13 protein-coding genes are annotated in these 15,692 nt (G+C 72.7%); 3 read left to right on the top strand and 10 right to left on the bottom strand.

The window, feature by feature from the left end; genetic code table 11:
- Positions 1–393: 393 nt before the first annotated feature.
- A complete protein-coding gene (tyrS, locus tag AB0P03_RS39760; RefSeq protein WP_363633579.1) occupies positions 394–1,665 on the bottom strand; it encodes a tyrosine--tRNA ligase in 1,272 nt (423 codons plus the stop codon).
- A gap of 290 nt (positions 1,666–1,955) precedes the next feature.
- Here tyrS and AB0P03_RS39755 point away from each other — a divergent pair, with 290 nt between their 5' ends.
- Positions 1,956–2,498, top strand: coding sequence for an HNH endonuclease (locus AB0P03_RS39755; RefSeq protein ID WP_063349641.1), 543 nt, complete (start codon positions 1,956–1,958; stop codon positions 2,496–2,498).
- A gap of 34 nt (positions 2,499–2,532) precedes the next feature.
- Here the strand turns inward: AB0P03_RS39755 and AB0P03_RS39750 are convergent, their stop codons facing one another.
- From AB0P03_RS39750 to AB0P03_RS39725, 6 genes are all read right to left on the bottom strand, one after another.
- Entirely contained in the window at positions 2,533–4,488 is a 1,956-nt protein-coding gene (locus AB0P03_RS39750) for a PQQ-binding-like beta-propeller repeat protein (protein ID WP_363633578.1), read from the bottom strand.
- Between the two features lie 93 nt (positions 4,489–4,581).
- Positions 4,582–4,887 (bottom strand): 4a-hydroxytetrahydrobiopterin dehydratase, encoded by a 306-nt coding sequence (locus tag AB0P03_RS39745; RefSeq protein ID WP_363589450.1) that lies wholly within the window; start codon positions 4,885–4,887, stop codon positions 4,582–4,584.
- Between the two features lie 142 nt (positions 4,888–5,029).
- A complete protein-coding gene (locus AB0P03_RS39740; protein ID WP_363589448.1) occupies positions 5,030–5,788 on the bottom strand; it encodes a sulfite exporter TauE/SafE family protein in 759 nt (252 codons plus the stop codon).
- 196 nt (positions 5,789–5,984) lie between these two features.
- The gene (locus AB0P03_RS39735) at positions 5,985–7,034 is read right to left on the bottom strand and encodes an SPFH domain-containing protein (protein WP_363589446.1); all 1,050 of its coding nucleotides are present in this window, start codon (positions 7,032–7,034) and stop codon (positions 5,985–5,987) included.
- Between the two features lie 10 nt (positions 7,035–7,044).
- The gene (locus AB0P03_RS39730; protein ID WP_363589456.1) at positions 7,045–7,455 is read right to left on the bottom strand and encodes an NfeD family protein; all 411 of its coding nucleotides are present in this window, start codon (positions 7,453–7,455) and stop codon (positions 7,045–7,047) included.
- A gap of 166 nt (positions 7,456–7,621) precedes the next feature.
- Positions 7,622–8,413: an ABC transporter ATP-binding protein gene (locus tag AB0P03_RS39725; RefSeq protein ID WP_063349636.1), complete on the bottom strand. Its 792-nt coding sequence runs from the start codon at positions 8,411–8,413 to the stop codon at positions 7,622–7,624.
- A gap of 148 nt (positions 8,414–8,561) precedes the next feature.
- Between AB0P03_RS39725 and AB0P03_RS39720 the strand changes: the two genes are divergently transcribed.
- Complete coding sequence (locus tag AB0P03_RS39720; RefSeq protein WP_363589444.1) at positions 8,562–9,365, top strand: hypothetical protein; 804 nt, start codon at positions 8,562–8,564, stop codon at positions 9,363–9,365.
- A 91-nt stretch (positions 9,366–9,456) separates the two neighbouring features.
- On the opposite strand, the gene AB0P03_RS39715 is transcribed toward AB0P03_RS39720, so the two are convergent.
- The 3 genes from AB0P03_RS39715 to AB0P03_RS39705 form a co-directional block, all read right to left on the bottom strand.
- Positions 9,457–10,134: a response regulator transcription factor gene (locus AB0P03_RS39715; RefSeq protein WP_363589442.1), complete on the bottom strand. Its 678-nt coding sequence runs from the start codon at positions 10,132–10,134 to the stop codon at positions 9,457–9,459.
- On the bottom strand, positions 10,127–11,284 hold the full coding sequence (locus tag AB0P03_RS39710; protein ID WP_363589454.1) for a GAF domain-containing sensor histidine kinase: 1,158 nt from the start codon (positions 11,282–11,284) through the stop codon (positions 10,127–10,129). Before AB0P03_RS39710 ends, AB0P03_RS39715 begins: the two co-directional genes overlap by 8 nt.
- 228 nt (positions 11,285–11,512) lie before the next feature.
- A complete protein-coding gene (locus AB0P03_RS39705; RefSeq protein WP_363589440.1) occupies positions 11,513–14,098 on the bottom strand; it encodes an FHA domain-containing protein in 2,586 nt (861 codons plus the stop codon).
- Positions 14,099–14,310: 212 nt separating this feature from the next.
- On the opposite strand from AB0P03_RS39705, the gene serB reads away from it, so the two are divergent.
- Positions 14,311–15,567, top strand: a complete 1,257-nt coding sequence (gene serB / locus AB0P03_RS39700) for a phosphoserine phosphatase SerB (RefSeq protein ID WP_363589438.1) — start codon at positions 14,311–14,313, stop codon at positions 15,565–15,567.
- Positions 15,568–15,692 lie beyond the last annotated feature (125 nt).

Raw genomic sequence — 15,692 nt, 5'->3', positions numbered from 1 at the left:
GGAACGGACACTTCCTTCGGACCGCCTTCCAGCGGGCCCTCCGGGCGCTTCGTTCTTTCGTGTTCCCAGCTTACCAGATGTTTTCCGCTCCGTTTTCCGGAGTTTCATTCATCCGATTTCCCGAACTGGTCGGGCCGCTTTCCGCGACGGCCTCCACATTAGCGCATTTCGGTTGTCACCCGAAATTCACACTCGCCACGGTTGACGGGAACGCCAACAAACCCATGTCAATGGGTTTCGAGGTGAGGGTGGGTCCTGCGGAGTGGGATGGCCACATCAGCGACTCGTTCAACACTAGGCCACCCGGACGACATCGTCAAACACCGAGGGCGGGATCCGGCTGGATCCCGCCCTCGTATGTCGAAGCCGCAGCTCAGCGGCGTCGTGTTTCGGTCACACCGTAGCCGGAACCAGCTCCGCCGCCGCCAGGTTGCGCTTGCCGCGGCGCAGCACGAGCCAGCGACCGTGCAGCAGGTCGGCCTCGGCCGGCACCGCTTCCTCGTCCGTCACCTTGACGTTGTTGAGGTAGGCGCCGCCCTCCTTGACCGTGCGGCGGGCAGCCGAACGGCTCGGTGCGAGGCCGACGGCGACCAACAGGTCGACCACCGACTGGAGTTCGGCCACCTCGGCCTTCGGGACCTCGGCCAGGGCGGCGGCCAGGGTCGGCGCCTCCAGGTCGGCGAGGTCGCCCTGGCCGAACAGCGCCTTGGACGCGGCGACCGCGCGCTCGTACTGCTCGGCGCCGTGGACGAGGGTGGTGAGCTCCTCGGCGAGGGCTCGCTGGGCGAGGCGGGCGGCGGGGCGCTCGGTGGTCTCGCGCTCCAGCTCCTCGATCTCCTCCTTCGAGCGGAAGCTGAAGATCCGCAGGAAGTTGGGGACGTCCCGGTCGTCCGCGTTCAGCCAGAACTGGTAGAAGGCGTACGGGGTGGTCAGCTCGGGGTCGAGCCAGACCGTGCCGGACTCGGTCTTGCCGAACTTGGTGCCGTCGGCCTTGACGATCAGCGGCGTGGCCAGCGCGTGCACGGACTTGGCGTCGGCCTTGCGGATCAGGTCCGTGCCGGCGGTCAGGTTGCCCCACTGGTCACTGCCACCGGTCTGCAGGGTGCAGCCGTAGCGGCGGTTCAGCTCCAGGTAGTCCATGCCTTGCAGGATCTGGTAGCTGAACTCGGTGTAGCTGATACCCGCGTCGGAGTTGAGCCGTCGGGCGACGGCTTCCTTGGCGATCATGTTGTTGACGCGGAAGTACTTGCCCACGTCGCGCAGCAGGCTGATGGCCGACATCCCGGACGTCCAGTCCAGGTTGTTGACCATGCGCGCCGCGTAGGGGCCCTCGAAATCGAGGAAGCGCGAGATCTGGCCCCGCAGCCGCTCGACCCAGCCGGCCACCGTCTCGGGGTCGTTGAGGACGCGCTCGGCGGTGGGCTTCGGGTCACCGATGAGGCCCGTGGCCCCGCCGACCAGGCCGAGCGGGAGGTTTCCCGCCTGCTGGATGCGGCGCATGGTGAGGATCTGCACGAGGTTGCCGAGGTGCAGGCTGGGGGCCGTCGGGTCGAAGCCGCAATAGAACGTGACCGGGCCGTCCGCGAACGCCTTGCGCAGTGCGTCCTCGTCGGTGGACAGGGCGATCAGCCCCCGCCACCGCAGCTCGTCGACGATGTCCGTCACGGTCACGCTTCTCCTTCGATCGGGCGCCCGCCCGGTGGCGGCCCGTTCTCTCGGACCCCGGGTCGGTGCGACTCCAGCGTGGTAGAGCCTACGCGGTCGGGGCCAGCGGGTTTTCCCCGAGCGTCGTGCCGCAGTCCTCCCCCGGCCGCTCCGGCGCCTGCCCGATACCGGAAATTCCGTTGTTCGTCGGCTGTGGGCCCGTTCAGAGTGGTGTCACCGCCGTGCGGCGGCAGTGACGTGTGTGGAGACGGTCGTGCCGCCGTGGCACGCCCGCGGGAAGGGTGTGCCGAGTGCGCAACACGCTGGTTCTGAACGCGAGCTACGAGCCCCTGACGACGGTGTCGCTCCAGCGCGCCGTCGTCCTGGTGCTCCAGGACAAGGCGGTGGTGGAGCAGGCGCATCCGCTGCGCACGGTCCGGGGGACGGGCGTCAGCATCCCGGTGCCCCGGGTGATCAGGCTTCAGCGCTACGTGAGAGTGCCGTTCCGACAACAGGCGCCGTGGTCGCGGCGGGGTGTCCTGGCCCGGGACCAGCACCTGTGCGCGTACTGCGGGCGGCGGGCCACCACGGTGGACCACCTGCAGCCCAGGTCGCGCGGTGGGGAGGACAGCTGGTTGAACACCGTGGCCGCGTGCCCGGAGGACAACCAGCGCAAGGCGGACCGGACACCCGAACAGGCCGGGATGAGGCTGCTGCGCCGGCCGTTTGTGCCGACCCCGCAGGCCACCCTCATGCTGGCGCTCGGCCTGCGCGGCTCGGAGGCCCGGGAGCTGGCCGACTGGCTGCCGGCCGTGCCGGGCCAGCCCGCTCCGACAGCCGTCCCGGCCGCGTGAGCGCCGCCGCGAGCCGCGTCCTACGGGGCCCGGGCTAACCCTTCGCCTGGTAGCCCGCCGCGGTGCCGTAGTTGGCCGAGTGCTCGGGCATCACGACCACCCGCCCGCCGCCGATCAGCACCCGCCCGGAGACCAGCAGCGAACCGGTGCCCTGCGGGAAGTTGCCGCCGGTCGCCTCCTGGCCGCCGGCCAGCGGGAACCGGCTGAGGCGGGCGGGCTGGCCGCGGCGTTCGTCGGCGGCGAGCACGAGCGCGCCGCCGTCGACGCCGACCGCCCGGACGGTGCCCTTGGCGGCGGTCGGCGCCTTCCAGCGCTGCTTGCCGGTGTCGAGGTCGTAACCGACCGCCGCGGCCGGTCCGCCGCCGTTCGCCGGGACGAGCGTGGTGACCATCGTGCGGTTCTGGAAGAACACCTCGGGCGTGGCCGAGAACGTGCCGTGGCCGACGTCCAGCCGGCCGCCGTCGCCGACCACCGGGATCTCGGCGGCCGGGTCGCCGCCCGCGCCCCAGGAGAACACCCGGTCGTCCTCCGGCTTCTCGCCCGTGGTGAGGACGACGGACGGCTCGGCGGACAACACGGTCACCGTCTTCGGCCGGTTGTTCAGGCCGCGCCACCAACTGACCTTGCCGTCCGCCGTGTTCAGTGCGACAGCCTGGTCGGCGGGGGTCGAGTCGGCGCATGAGGAGGCGACCAGCACGGTCTTGCCGGTCACGCCGCCGGACAGGGTGCAGAACTTGCCCTGCCCGGTGTACTGCCAGACGTCCTTGCCGTCCGCGGACTCCCAGGCGACCGCCCGGTCGTCGCCGACCGCGATCACCTTGTCCTCGGTGACGCCGATCCGCGCGCCGTACGCGCCCTTGGCGTCCGAGACGGTCTTCGTCCACGCGGTCTTGCCGGTCTTGGTGTCCACGGCGGCGACCAGCGTGCACGGGCTCTTCGGGTCGGCCTGGGCCCGGAACAGCACCGCGCCCAGCCCCGCCTGGTTGACCCCCGCCGACAGCCCGCACGGGACGGCCCCGGCGGCCGGTGGCTCGACCGACCAGACGGGCTTGCCGGCCGCGAGGTCGTAGGCCCGCACACCGGCGGCGTCGGCGCGGACCACCGCATCGGCCAGCAGCCAGCTGCCGACCAGCGTGTCGTCACCCGGCGACCCGGACGCGGCGGGCTGGGCGGACCACACCTTGGTGTGCGCGACGGCGAAACCGGGCTCCCCGCCGCTGCTCGCGGCCGCGCTGCCGCCGCCCTCGGCCCCGACCATCAGACCGGCCGCGACCAGCACGCCCAGCGCGGCCACCCCGGCGCCGGTGCGCACCAGCAGGGTCCGCCGGCTGGGCACGTGCTCGCCGGTGAGCACCGCCCCGGCGGCGGCGCGGGCCCTGGCCGAGAGCGAAGAGCCCGTCGTCGAGGAGCCTGCCTTCGGGGACCTGCCCCGACGGGCGGCAGCCCGCGACGGCGCGACGGGCACGGCCTCGGGCGTCGTGTCCGGCTCGGGCTCCGGCTCCGTGGACGGCTCCACCGGAACGGGCTCGGCGTCCTCGATGTGCACGTACCCGTCGGCCGAGTACTCCGCCCCCACCGGGACGTACAGCCCCTCCCCCGCAGGCTGCTCCGGGACGGCGTACGGCGCGTACTGCTGCTGCCCATGATCCGGGTACGGCTGGTACTGCTGGTACTGCCCCTCGGCGTAGCCGCCCTGGACGTAGCCGCCCTCGGCGTACCCGGTCTCGGCGTACCCAGCCTGGGCGTAGCCGGTCTGCCCGTACTGCGGGTCCTGTCCGTACTGCGCGTCCTGCCCGTCCTGGCGCGGGTCCTGTCCGTACGGCGAGCCCTGCCCGTACCCGCCCTGGCCGTAGCCCGCCGCCGTCTGCCAGTACTCCTGCTGCGGATGGTCCTGCGGCTGCGGCTCCTGGTGCCCGCCGACCGGCCAGGCCTGCCGGCCCTGGGGGTACCACGGCTGCTGCTGGGCGTCTCCGAAGGGCTCCTGCGCCATCCGTTCCCGTCCCTCCCGAGCCGCCTGCCGATGCGGCAGTCAGCATCTCACGCCCGTTCGAGCGCGCCGCCCCGGCCTCGGGGGTCGGGGAGGTCAGCCCGCGGACTCGGCCTTCAGCGCCTCGTCGATGCGGGCGGCCAGGGTGAAATCCAGGCCGGTCAGCCCGCCCGCGCTGTGGGTGGAGAGGACGAAGCGCAGGGTGCGCCAGCGGATGTCGACGTCGGGGTGGTGGCCGAGCGCCTCGGCCTGTTCGGCGACGGCGACGACCACCCGGATCGCCGCCGGGAAGTCGGGGGCGTCGGCCACGCGGACGACGCTGTCACCCTCCCTGGTCCACCGCGGCAGTGCGGCCAGGGCCGCCGTGATCTCGTCCTCGCTCAGCCGTGCCCTGCTGCTCATCGAAGCTCTTCCGTTCGTCGTCTCGTCGTCCGGTCAGGCGTGCACTTCGAGGAACATACCGAGCCGGGGCCCTCCGCACCGGACGACACAGCCGCTGACGGGCAGCCCCCCGGCGGGCGTCCCCCGACGGATGCTCAGCTCGTCAGCTCAGCAGCAGTTTGGTGACCGCGGCGAGGCCGACCACCACGATGATCCCGCGCAGCGCGACCGGCGGCAGGCGGCGGCCGACCTTGGCGCCGAGCAGGCCGCCGACCAGCGAGCCCGCCGCGATCAGGCCGGCGGCCGCCCAGTTGACGGTGGAGGTGAACAGGAAGAACAGCGCGGCGACGCCGTTGACGACCATCGCCAGCGCGTTCTTCACGGCGTTGATCCGCTGCAGGTCCTCCTGGAGCAGCATGCCCATCAGCGCCAGCAGCAGGACGCCCTGCGCGGCGCCGAAGTAGCCGCCGTAGATGCCGGTGAGGAAGACGCCGACGAACAGCAGCAGGCCGCCGTCCGGGTCCCCGTCGGGGCGGCGGCGGGCGGCGACCGCCTTGGCGACCTTGGGCTGGATCACCACCAGGACGAGGGCGAGCAGGATCAGTACCGGGACGATCGCGTCGAAGGCGCCGTTCGGCAGTCTGATCAGCAGCAGCGCGCCGACCAGTCCGCCGAGCAGTGAGGCGGTGCCCAGGCGCAGCAGCCGGTGGCCCTGGCCGGCCAGCTCGCGGCGGTAGCCGATCACGCCGCTGAGCGAACCGGGCACCAGGCCGAAGGTGTTGGAGACGTTGGCGGTGACCGGCGGAATCCCGATGGCGAGCAGCACCGGGAACGTGATCAGCGTGCCGGAGCCGACGATCACGTTGATCATCCCGGCGCCGACGCCCGCCACCAGGACGGCGATGCCCTCCCAGAGCGTCATGGGTCACCTCTCCTCTCGGTCCTGTCCGGGGGGATCATGCCGGACGGCCCACCGGTCGGACCAGGGCCGCCCACGATTCGGGACACGCACCACCACGACCGCCACACGCCACGACCGCCACGACCGCCACGACCGCCACACGCCGGGGGCCCGCCACCGTGCGGTGGCGGGCCCCCGGGCCGGACGGTTCAGCCGGTCACTCCGGGTCGATCTTGCGGTACTCGCGGGCCGGGTCCACCCGGGGGCGGGCGGCACCCTTCTCGGTGTCCACCGGGCGCGGGCCGGCCGCCGGGTCGAGCGGCACCTGGGTGGCCGCGGGGGCCGCCTGCGGGACGCTCGGGGCGGCGACCGCGCCGCCGTTGACGCCGGGGTTGCCGGTCAGCCCGCCGAAGGCGCCGCCGAGGCCCTTGAGGGCGTCGCCGACCTCGCTGGGGATGATCCACAGCTTGTTGGAGTCGCCCTTGGCCAGCTCGGGCAGGGTCTGCAGGTACTGGTAGGCGAGCAGCTTCTGGTCGGCGTCGCCGTCGTGGATGGCCTCGAAGACCGTCCGGATCGCGGCCGCCTCACCGTCGGCGCGCAGCACCGCGGCCTGCGCCTCACCTTCGGCCCGGAGCACGTCGGCCTGCTTCTCACCCTCGGCCTTGAGGATCTGGGCCTGCCGCTGGCCCTCGGCGGTGAGGATCGCGGCGCGCTTGTCACGGTCGGCGCGCATCTGCTTCTCCATCGAGTCCTGGATGGAGGTGGGCGGCTCGATCGCCTTCAGCTCGACGCGGTTGACCCGGATGCCCCACTTGCCGGTGGCCTCGTCCAGGACGCCGCGCAGACCGGCGTTGATGACCTCGCGCGAGGTCAGGGTGGATTCGAGGTCCATCGAGCCGATGATGTTGCGCAGCGTGGTGACGGTCAGCTGCTCGATGGCCTGGATGTAGCTGGCGACCTCGTAGGTGGCCGCGCGCGGGTCGGTGACCTGGTAGTAGATCACCGTGTCGATGTTGACCACCAGGTTGTCCTGGGTGATCACCGGCTGCGGCGGGAACGGCACGACCTGCTCGCGCAGGTCGATCCGGTTGCGGACCCGGTCGATGAACGGGACGACGATGTTCAGGCCTGCGTTGAGCGTCCGGGTGTAGCGGCCGAAGCGCTCCACGATCGCGGCGCTGGCCTGCGGGATGACCTGGATCGTCTTGATCAGCGCGATGAAGGCCACCACGACCAGGACGACCAAAACGATAAGGACGGGTTCCACGGACTCTCCCCTAGATGACCAGGGCGGTCGCGCCCTGGATTTCGACGACGTCGACCTGCTGCCCCGGTTGGTACACGCTGTCCGGGTGGAGCGCGCGGGCCGACCAGATCTCGCCGTTCAGCTTGATCCGTCCGCCCTCCCCGTCGACGGTTTCCGCGACGACCGCGGTGGCGCCCTGGAGCGCCTCGATGCCCATCTTGATGTGCGGGCCCTGCCGCAGTTGCCGGTAGGCGATCGGGCGGACGAAGACCAGCAGCGAGACCGAGACCGCGATGAAGACCAGGGTCTGCCAGACCGCGTCTCCGCCCAGCCCGGCCACCCCGGCGGCCGCCAGCGCACCGACCGCGAACATGGCGAACTCCGGCATCGCGGTCAGCACCAGCGGTATGCCGAGCCCGACGGCGGCCAGGAGCCACCAGATCCAGCTGTCCACGTGTCCATCCTAGGGAGCGAAGGGCCTTCGAGGCGGACAGTTCCCGCAGGTCGAGGGGCGGAAACCGGTCGCGCGTGCGACCGGTCCCCGGAAACCCGACGACATCGGAGCGTGCGAGGCGCGTGCGAGGCGCGGGCGGGGCGCGGGCGGGGGCTCAGCCCAGCGGCAGGCCCTGCGCGGACCAGCGGTCCCCGTGGCGCTCCAGGGTGAGCGGCAGGCCGAAGCACTTGGAGAGGTTGCGGGCGGTCAGCTCGGTGTCGATCGGACCGGCGGTGAGCACCTTGCCCTGGCGGATCATCAGGACGTGGGTGAAGCCCGGCGCGATCTCCTCGACGTGGTGGGTGACCATCGCCATGGCCGGGGCGAACTCGTCCTGGGCGAGCGCGCCGAGCCGGCGGACGAGGTCCTCGCGGCCGCCGAGGTCCAGGCCGGCCGCGGGCTCGTCGAGCAGCAGCAGCTCGGGGTCGGTCATCAGGGCGCGGGCGATCAGGGTGCGCTTGCGCTCGCCCTCGGAGAGGGTGCCGAACTTGCGGCCGGTGAGGTTGGACATGCCCATCCGGTCGAGCAGCGCGAGCGCGCGGGACTCGTCGAACTGCTCGTAGGTCTCCTGCCAGCTGACCGTCATGCCGTAGGCGGCGGTCAGCACGGTCTGCAGCACCGTCTGCTCGGCCGGCAGCTTGTCGAACATGGCGGCGCCGGCCAGGCCGATCCGGGAGCGCAGCTCGAAGACGTCGACCTCGCCCAGCTTCTCGCCCAGCACCGACACCTTGCCCGCGGTCGGGAACAGGTAGGTGGCGGCGATCTGCAGCAGGGTGGTCTTCCCGGCGCCGTTGGGGCCCAGGATGACCCAGCGCTCCCCCTCGGAGATGGACCACGAGACCTGGTCGACCAGCGCGCGTCCCTCCCGGACCACGGATACGTCCACCAGCTCCAGCACGTCGCTCATGCCTACGCCTTCCCCAATACAAGAATTTCGGCCGTCGGTGCGGGCGGCGAGCCTACTCCGGCAGCCGGTGGGCACGGGGTGGGTGCGCCGCACACGCATGGGCAAACCTACGCCACGCGGATGACCGCCGATTCCGTAGGCTGGCCGGATGCTCGCGACTCCTCCCGACAATCCGTACGAAGAACCCCGTTCGGGGCGGCTGACCGCGTGGGGCAACGCCCTGCTGGCCGGTCTGGTGCCGCCGGACAACGCCGCGGCGGCCGTGCTGGGCGACGACGAGAGCCACCGGGTGACCGGGCTGCCCGGGGACGGGCCGGGCGAACGGCACGGCCTCACCTGGGCGCTGGGACGGCTCCGGGTGCTCGGGGTCAAGGGCCTGCGACTGGCGCTGCCGTCCGCCGGGCACCCGCTGGGGCTGACCGGTCCGGCACCGTTCAACGAAGCGGCGATGGGCGTCGGGGAGGCGGTGCTGGCGGTGGGCGTCCCGCTCGGACTGGTGCCGGAGGTGGAGGTGTTCGGCCCGGCCGGGGACCGTTCGGCGACGGTGCTGTGGCGCTGCCTTGAGACCAACGACACACCGCCGGCCGACGTCCCGTCGCTGCACGAGGCCGAACGGGAGCTGGCCGACGGGCTGCGCGAGGCGACGCTCCTGCTGACCCGCCTGGACGTGGCGGGCGCCGGACCGGAGGCGCTGCGGGCGCTGGAGGCGTACCGCCGGCGCGGGCACGCCGAACTGCTGGCGCCCGGGTACCCGCCGCGTGCGGTGCGGGTGCTGGAGTCGGCCCGGCAGGTGTCGGCGCTGCTGGCGATCGCCGCGGGCGGGCACGGCGCGGCGGTCAGCGCCTCCGAGATGGCGGCGCGGCAGGCGGTGCTGGCGCCGCTGCGGCGCACCGCCCGGCGGGCGCAGGTGGCGGCGTACAACGCGCTGGTCGACGAGCGCGAGGACCGCTGAGCACGGGAGCCGCTCAGCACGAGGAACGCTCAGCACGAGGAACGCTCAGCACGAGGAACGCTGAGCACGGGGCCGCTCAGGACGCGGACCGCTAGGACGGGCCGCCGTCCCGCGCCTCGCCGTTGCGGACGGCCCACAGGGCCGCCTGGGTGCGGTCCGCCAGGTCCAGCTTCATCAGGATGTTGGAGACGTGGGTCTTCACCGTCTTCTCCGACAGGTGCAGGCTGCGGGCGATCTCCCGGTTGGAGCGGCCGTCGGCGATGTGGCCGAGGACCTCGCGCTCGCGTTCGGTGAGGGTGCCGCCGCGGCCCTGCGGGGCGCGGGGGCCGTCGTCGGCGAGCAGCGCCTCGGCCAGTTCGGGCTGGAGCAGGACGTGGCCGGCGTGCACCGAGCGGATCGCGCCGGCCAGCGCCTCCGGGTCGACGTCCTTGTAGACGTACCCGGCGGCGCCGGCCCGCAGCGCGGGGACCATCGTGCGGTGCTCGGTGAAGCTGGTGACGATCAGGATCCGGGCCCGGCTGCCCTCGCCCTTGAGCGTGCGCAGCGCCTCGATGCCGTCGACACCGGGCATCTTGAGGTCCATCAGGACGACGTCGGGGTCGAGTTCGCGGGCGCGCTCGACGCCCTCCGCCCCGTCGGCGGCCTCCCCGACCACCTCGATGTCGTCCTGGACCTCCAGGAACGTGCGCAGCCCGCGGCGGACCACCTGGTGGTCGTCGACCAGCAGGACGCGGATCGACGGCGTGCTGTCAGGCGGGTTGTCAGGCACCGGGGACCTCCATCTCGACGAGAGTCCCCCGGCCGGGGGCGGACTCCAGGGTGAGCGTGCCGCCGACGGCGGCCGCGCGGTCGCGCATCGAGGCCAGGCCGAGGTGGCGCCCGGCCCGGCGGACGGACTCGGGGTCGAAGCCGTGCCCGTCGTCGCGCACCCGCAGCACGGCGCCGCGCGCGGGCGTGCCGGCCAGGGTGACGGTGACGCGGCCGGCTCCGGAGTGGCGCAGCGCGTTGTGCAGCGCCTCCTGGGCGACCCGCAGCAGCGCGGCCTCCTGCGCGGGCGGCAGGGCGCGGACGCCGTCGGCGGCGAAGGCGACGTCCGCGGTGTGGGCCCGGTCGAGGACCTGCACCTGGGAGGCGAGGGTGGCGCTCAGCCCGTCCTCCTCCAGGGCGGCGGGGCGCAGTTCGACGACGACGGCGCGCAGTTCGTCGGCGGCCTCGGCGGCGAGCCGGGCGACCTCGGCGAGTTCGGCGCGGGCCCGGGCCGGGTCGCGGTCGACGAGCGTGGCGGCGGCCTTGGCGGTGAGCCGCAGCGAGAAGAGCTTCTGCGCGACGGCGTCGTGCAGGTCGTGGGCGATGCGGGCGCGTTCGCCGGCCAGGGTGAGCTCGCGGCTGCGCTCGTACAGGCGGGCGTTGGAGAGGGCGAGGGCGGCGTGCGCGGCGAGTATCCGCAGCAGTTCCTCGTCGTGGTCGGTGAACAGGCCGCCGCCGCGCTTGTTGGCGAGGAAGATGACGCCGGTGACCTGCGGTTCGTCCTCGGCGGCCTCGGCGTCCAGGATGGGCATGCCGAGGAAGGCATCCATCTCGGGGTGGGCGGCCGGCCAGCCGCCGAAGGCCGGGGCCCTGCGGACGTCGGCGAGCCGGGTGGGGCCGGTCTCGTGCAGCATCTTGGCGAGGACGCCGTGCTGGCGGGGCAGCGGGCCGATCGCCCGCCACTGCTCGTCGGTGACGCCGTCGACGACGAACTGGGCGAAGCCGCCGTGGTCGTCGGGCACGCCCAGAGCCGCGTACTCGGCGCCGAGCAGGTCGCGGGCGGAGGCGGTGATGCGGCGCAGCACCTCGCGGACCTCCAGGTGCCGGCTCATCGCGAGCAGCGCCTGGCTGACCGCCTCGATGCCGGCCAGGCAGGGGTCGCAGCCGGGCATCGGGCGGGCCGGACCGCGCAGGTCGAGGTGCGGACCGGCCGGGCTCCGGTGGTCGCTGGGCGTGCTGGGCATACCGCCAAACTACCGCCGCCGCGGGCGCCGCCGCGTCGGTCCGCGGCCGGGGTGGGCGCAGGTCCGGGGACCTAGGTCTCGGGGCCCGCGCAATGGAGGAGGGGCGGCTCTCCGGGTGATGGGAGAGCCGCCCCTCGTCGGGCGGGGCGAAGGGGGTCAGCCCTTCTGCATGACCTCGGGCTCGTGGCGGCGCTGGAGCCGGGTGACGATGACGCCGATGACGATCGAGATCGCGATCAGCGCGCCCGCGTCGATCGCCCACTGGGCGACGCTGGCGGTCCACAGCGGGTCGTACTGGGGGTTCTGGAAGTCCTTGTTCCAGGGGCCCATGAGCTTGGACAGGTCCAGTGTGGTGGCCACGATGCCGGTGCCCCAGCGGGCCGGCATCAGCCAGGCGGCCTGCTCCAGGCCGGGCTTGCCGAAGAGCTGGAACAGGCAGCCGGTGAAGACGACCTGGATGATGGCGAACATGACCAGCAGCGGCATGGTCTTCTCGGCGGTCTTGACCAGGGCCGAGATCATCAGGCCGAACATCATCGCGGTGAAGCTGAGCAGGATCATGCCGATGGTCATCTCGATGATCGGCAGGTCCTTGACGATCAGGCCGTGCTCGGGGAGCTTGCGCGGCAGGAAGCCGACCGCGGCGACGATGGCGCCCTGGATCACGCTGAAGAAGCCCAGCACGATGATCTTGGACATCATGTACGCCGAGCGGGAGAGCCCGGTGGCCCGTTCCCGTTCGTAGATGGCCCGTTCCTTGATCAGTTCGCGGACCGAGTTGGCCGCTCCGGAGAAGCAGGCTCCGATCGCCAGGATCATGATGATCGTCGCGGCCCCGCTGTTGAGGTGGAGCTGCGTGTTCGGATTGGGCGCGAGGCCCGCCCCGTTGGGGACCAGCACGCTGACCGCGCCGATGACGGCGGGCAGCAGCACCGACAGCGCCAGGAAGCCGCGGTCCGAGGCGAGGACCGACATGTAGCGGCGCATCAGCGTCCACAGCTGGGAGCCCCAGCTCTGCGGCTTCGGCGGCCGGACGGCCTCCTGGGCGACCTGGGCGTGCTGCACCTCGCCCGACTCCACGTCGGGGGCGGAGTACTGCTGGTAGTGCACCGAGCCGCGGTAGCGGCCGGCCCAGTCGTGGTCCGGGTAGTTCTCGAAGGCCTGGAAGACGTCCGCCCAGGTCTCGTACCCGAAGAAGTGCAGCGCCTCGTCCGGCGGGCCGAAGTAGGCCACCGCGCCGCCCGGCGCCATCACCAGCAGCCGGTCGCAGAGGGCGAGTTCGGCCACCGAGTGGGTGACGACCAGGATGGTGCGGCCGTCGTCGGCGAGACCGCGCAGCATCTGCATGACCTCGCGGTCCATGCCCGGGTCGAGGCCCGAGGTGGGCTCGTCCAGGAAGATGAGCGACGGCTTGGTGAGCAGTTCCAGGGCGACCGAGACGCGCTTCTGCTGACCGCCGGAGAGCGCGGTGATCTTGTTGTCGGCGCGCTTGTCCAGGCGCAGCTCGTACAGCACCTCGTCGATCCGGGCCGCGCGCTCGCGCGCCTCGGTGTCGCCGGGGAAGCGCAGCTGGGCCGCGTACTTGAGGCCGGTGCGGACGGTGAGTTCCTTGTGCAGGATCTCGGACTGCGGCACCAGGCCGATGCGCGAGCGCAGTTCGGCGAACTGCTTGTAGAGGTTGCGGCCGTCGTACAGGACCTCGCCGCGGTCGGCCGGGCGGTAGCCGGTGAGGGCGCGCAGCAGGGTCGACTTACCGGAGCCGGACGGGCCGATGACGGCGACCAGGGACTTCTCCGGGACGCCGAAGCTGACGTCGTCGAGCAGGATCTTCTTGGCGCCCTTGTGCTCGACCTCGACGGTCAGGTGGCGGGCGGAGAAGGAGACCGCGCCGGTGTCGACGAACTCCTGCAGCTGGTCGCCGACCAGGACGAAGCTGGAGTGGCCGACGGTCAGCCGGTCCTGCGGGCCCATCAGCTGGCGCTGCACCCGCTGGCCGTTGAGGAAGATCCCGTTGTGGCTGCCGAGGTCGACGATCTCGTAGCGGCCGTCCTGGAGCTGGCGCAGCTCGGCGTGGTGGCGGGAGACCTGGAGGTCGGAGACCACGACGTCGTTGTCGAGCGCGCGGCCGATCCGGACGGTGCGCATGGCGGCGGTCAGGTTGCGGATGATCGTCGGCTGCGGGCCGTCGCCGTCCTGCGGGGCGGGCGGGAAGGCCTGCTGCTGCGGGAAGCCGCCCTGCTGGGGCTGGGGCTGGGGCGGGTGCTGCTGGTGCGGGAACGGTGGCTGGGGCCGACCCGCCCAGGCCTGCTCGGGCTGCGGCGGGTAGGGGGCCTGCGGCGACCAGCCCTGCTGCGGGGCCGGCGGCTGGGGCGTCGGCGCGGCGCTGCGGCTGGTGGCGGCCTCGTGCCAGGCGGGAGCCTGGGGGGCGGCGGCGTGCGGGGCGGCGTGGGCGGGCGCGGAGAAGCCGAGCCGGGGTCCGTTCTCCGGGTTGCCGAGGTTGACGACGGCGCCGGGGAACAGCTGGGCCTGCGTCGTCCGGGCGCCGGCCGTGTAGGTGCCGTTGGTGCTGCCGTGGTCGTCCAGCTGCCAGCCGCTGCCGTTGAAGGTGATGGTCCCGTGGTTCCAGGAGACCCTGGCGTCGTCGAACGGGAAGTCCGACTGCGGGTTGCGCCCGATGGTGTAGGACCGCCCGGGCTCCAGAGTCCGCTGCTGTCCGTTGATATCGATGACGAGTTGCGGCACTGCGCGCCTGCCCCGCTCTCTCGGTTCCCCCGAATTGTGCCCCCGACCAGGGGTGCGATGTTTCCGAAACTGACGGGGGGAATCATTCCAGCCTGCTGACCGCCGATAGAAGTCGCCCCGGGTGACTGTGACCAGGCTGCTACCCGGCACCCGTCCGCGACGTGGGACGGGTGCTCTGGGCCCGCCGGCCGGCGGGTAGCGTGGGAGGCACCATGAACGCATCGCCCCTGGCCGCTGAGCCCCTCCCCGCCGCCCAGCCCCGGACCGCGGACGAGCGCACCCTGCTCGTCAAGGTGTTCGGCAAGGACCGCCCCGGCATCACCGCCGGCCTCTTCGCCACCCTGGCAGGCTTCGCCGTCGACGTGATCGACATCGAACAGGTCGTGACCCGTGGCCGCATCACGCTCTGCGCACTGGTCACCCCGCCCACCGCTCCCGGCGCCGAGGGCGGACTGCGGGCCACCGTGCACCGCTGGGCGGAGGAGCAGAAGCTCCAGGCCGAGATCCTCTCCGGCATCGGCGACAACCGGCCGCGCCGCGAGGGCCGTTCGCACGTCACCGTGCTCGGCAATCCGCTGACCTCCGCCGCCGTCTCCGCGCTCACCTCCCGGATCACCGCGGCGGGCGGCAACATCGACCGCGTGTTCCGGCTCGCCAAGTACCCGGTGACGGCGGTCGAGCTGGCCGTGTCCGGTGTGGCCACCGACGAGCTGCGGGCCGAGCTGGCCCAGGAGGCGGCCACCCAGCGGGTGGACGTCGCGGTGGTCGCGGCCGGGCTGGAGCGCCGGGCCAAGCGCCTGGTGGTGATGGACGTCGACTCCACGCTCATCCAGGACGAGGTGATCGAGCTGTTCGCGGCCCACGCGGGCTGCGAGGAGGAGGTCGCCGAGGTGACGGCGCAGGCGATGCGCGGCGAGCTGGACTTCGCCGAGTCGCTGCGGGCCCGGGTCTCGCTGCTGGCCGGGCTGGACGCCTCGGTGACCGAGAAGGTGCGCGCGGAGGTCCGTTTCACGCCGGGCGCGCGCACCCTGATCCGCACGCTCCAGCGGCTGGGCTTCCAGGTCGCGGTGGTGTCGGGCGGGTTCACCCAGGTCACCGACCACCTGGTCGAGGAGCTGGGGCTGGACTTCGCGGCGGCCAACACCCTGGAGGTGGTGGACGGCAAGTTCACCGGCCGGGTGGTCGGCGAGATCGTGGACCGCGCGGGCAAGGCCCGCTGGCTGGCCCGGTTCGCCGAGCAGGCGAAGGTGCCGCTGTCGCAGACGGTGGCGATCGGCGACGGCGCCAACGACCTGGACATGCTGAACGCGGCCGGGCTGGGCGTGGCGTTCAACGCCAAGCCGGTGGTGCGCGAGGCCGCCGACACCGCCGTCAACGTGCCGTTCCTGGACACCGTGCTGTACCTGCTGGGCATCACCCGGGAGGAGGTCGAGGCGGCCGACGCGGTGGACGGCAGCCTGACCGAGTAGAGCCCGAAGACGCACACGAGGGGCGGGGGGGGCGGGGGGGGGGCCCCCCCCGGGGGGGGGGGGCCCCCCCCCCCCCCCCCCCCCCCCCCCCCCCCCCCCCCCCCCCCCCGGGGGGGAAAGCAAAA

It is taken from the genome of Kitasatospora sp. NPDC088779, from assembly GCF_040685395.1.
Classification (GTDB): Bacteria; Actinomycetota; Actinomycetes; order Streptomycetales; family Streptomycetaceae; genus Kitasatospora.
The sequence above is the reverse complement of the archived record's forward strand: the minus strand, read 5'-3'. Positions and strand labels throughout refer to the sequence as shown.

Bases quoted from the DNA above. Each gene is read 5' to 3' on its own strand.
- serB (WP_363589438.1), top strand. From the start codon at position 14,311: ATGAACGCATCGCCCCTGGCCGCTGAGCCCCTCCCCGCCGCCCAGCCC.
- AB0P03_RS39710 (WP_363589454.1), bottom strand. From the start codon at position 11,284: ATGCCCGGCTGCGACCCCTGCCTGGCCGGCATCGAGGCGGTCAGCCAG.
- AB0P03_RS39725 (WP_063349636.1), bottom strand. From the start codon at position 8,413: ATGAGCGACGTGCTGGAGCTGGTGGACGTATCCGTGGTCCGGGAGGGA.
- AB0P03_RS39750 (WP_363633578.1), bottom strand. From the start codon at position 4,488: ATGGCGCAGGAGCCCTTCGGAGACGCCCAGCAGCAGCCGTGGTACCCC.
- AB0P03_RS39740 (WP_363589448.1), bottom strand. From the start codon at position 5,788: ATGACGCTCTGGGAGGGCATCGCCGTCCTGGTGGCGGGCGTCGGCGCC.
- AB0P03_RS39745 (WP_363589450.1), bottom strand. From the start codon at position 4,887: ATGAGCAGCAGGGCACGGCTGAGCGAGGACGAGATCACGGCGGCCCTG.
- AB0P03_RS39720 (WP_363589444.1), top strand. From the start codon at position 8,562: ATGCTCGCGACTCCTCCCGACAATCCGTACGAAGAACCCCGTTCGGGG.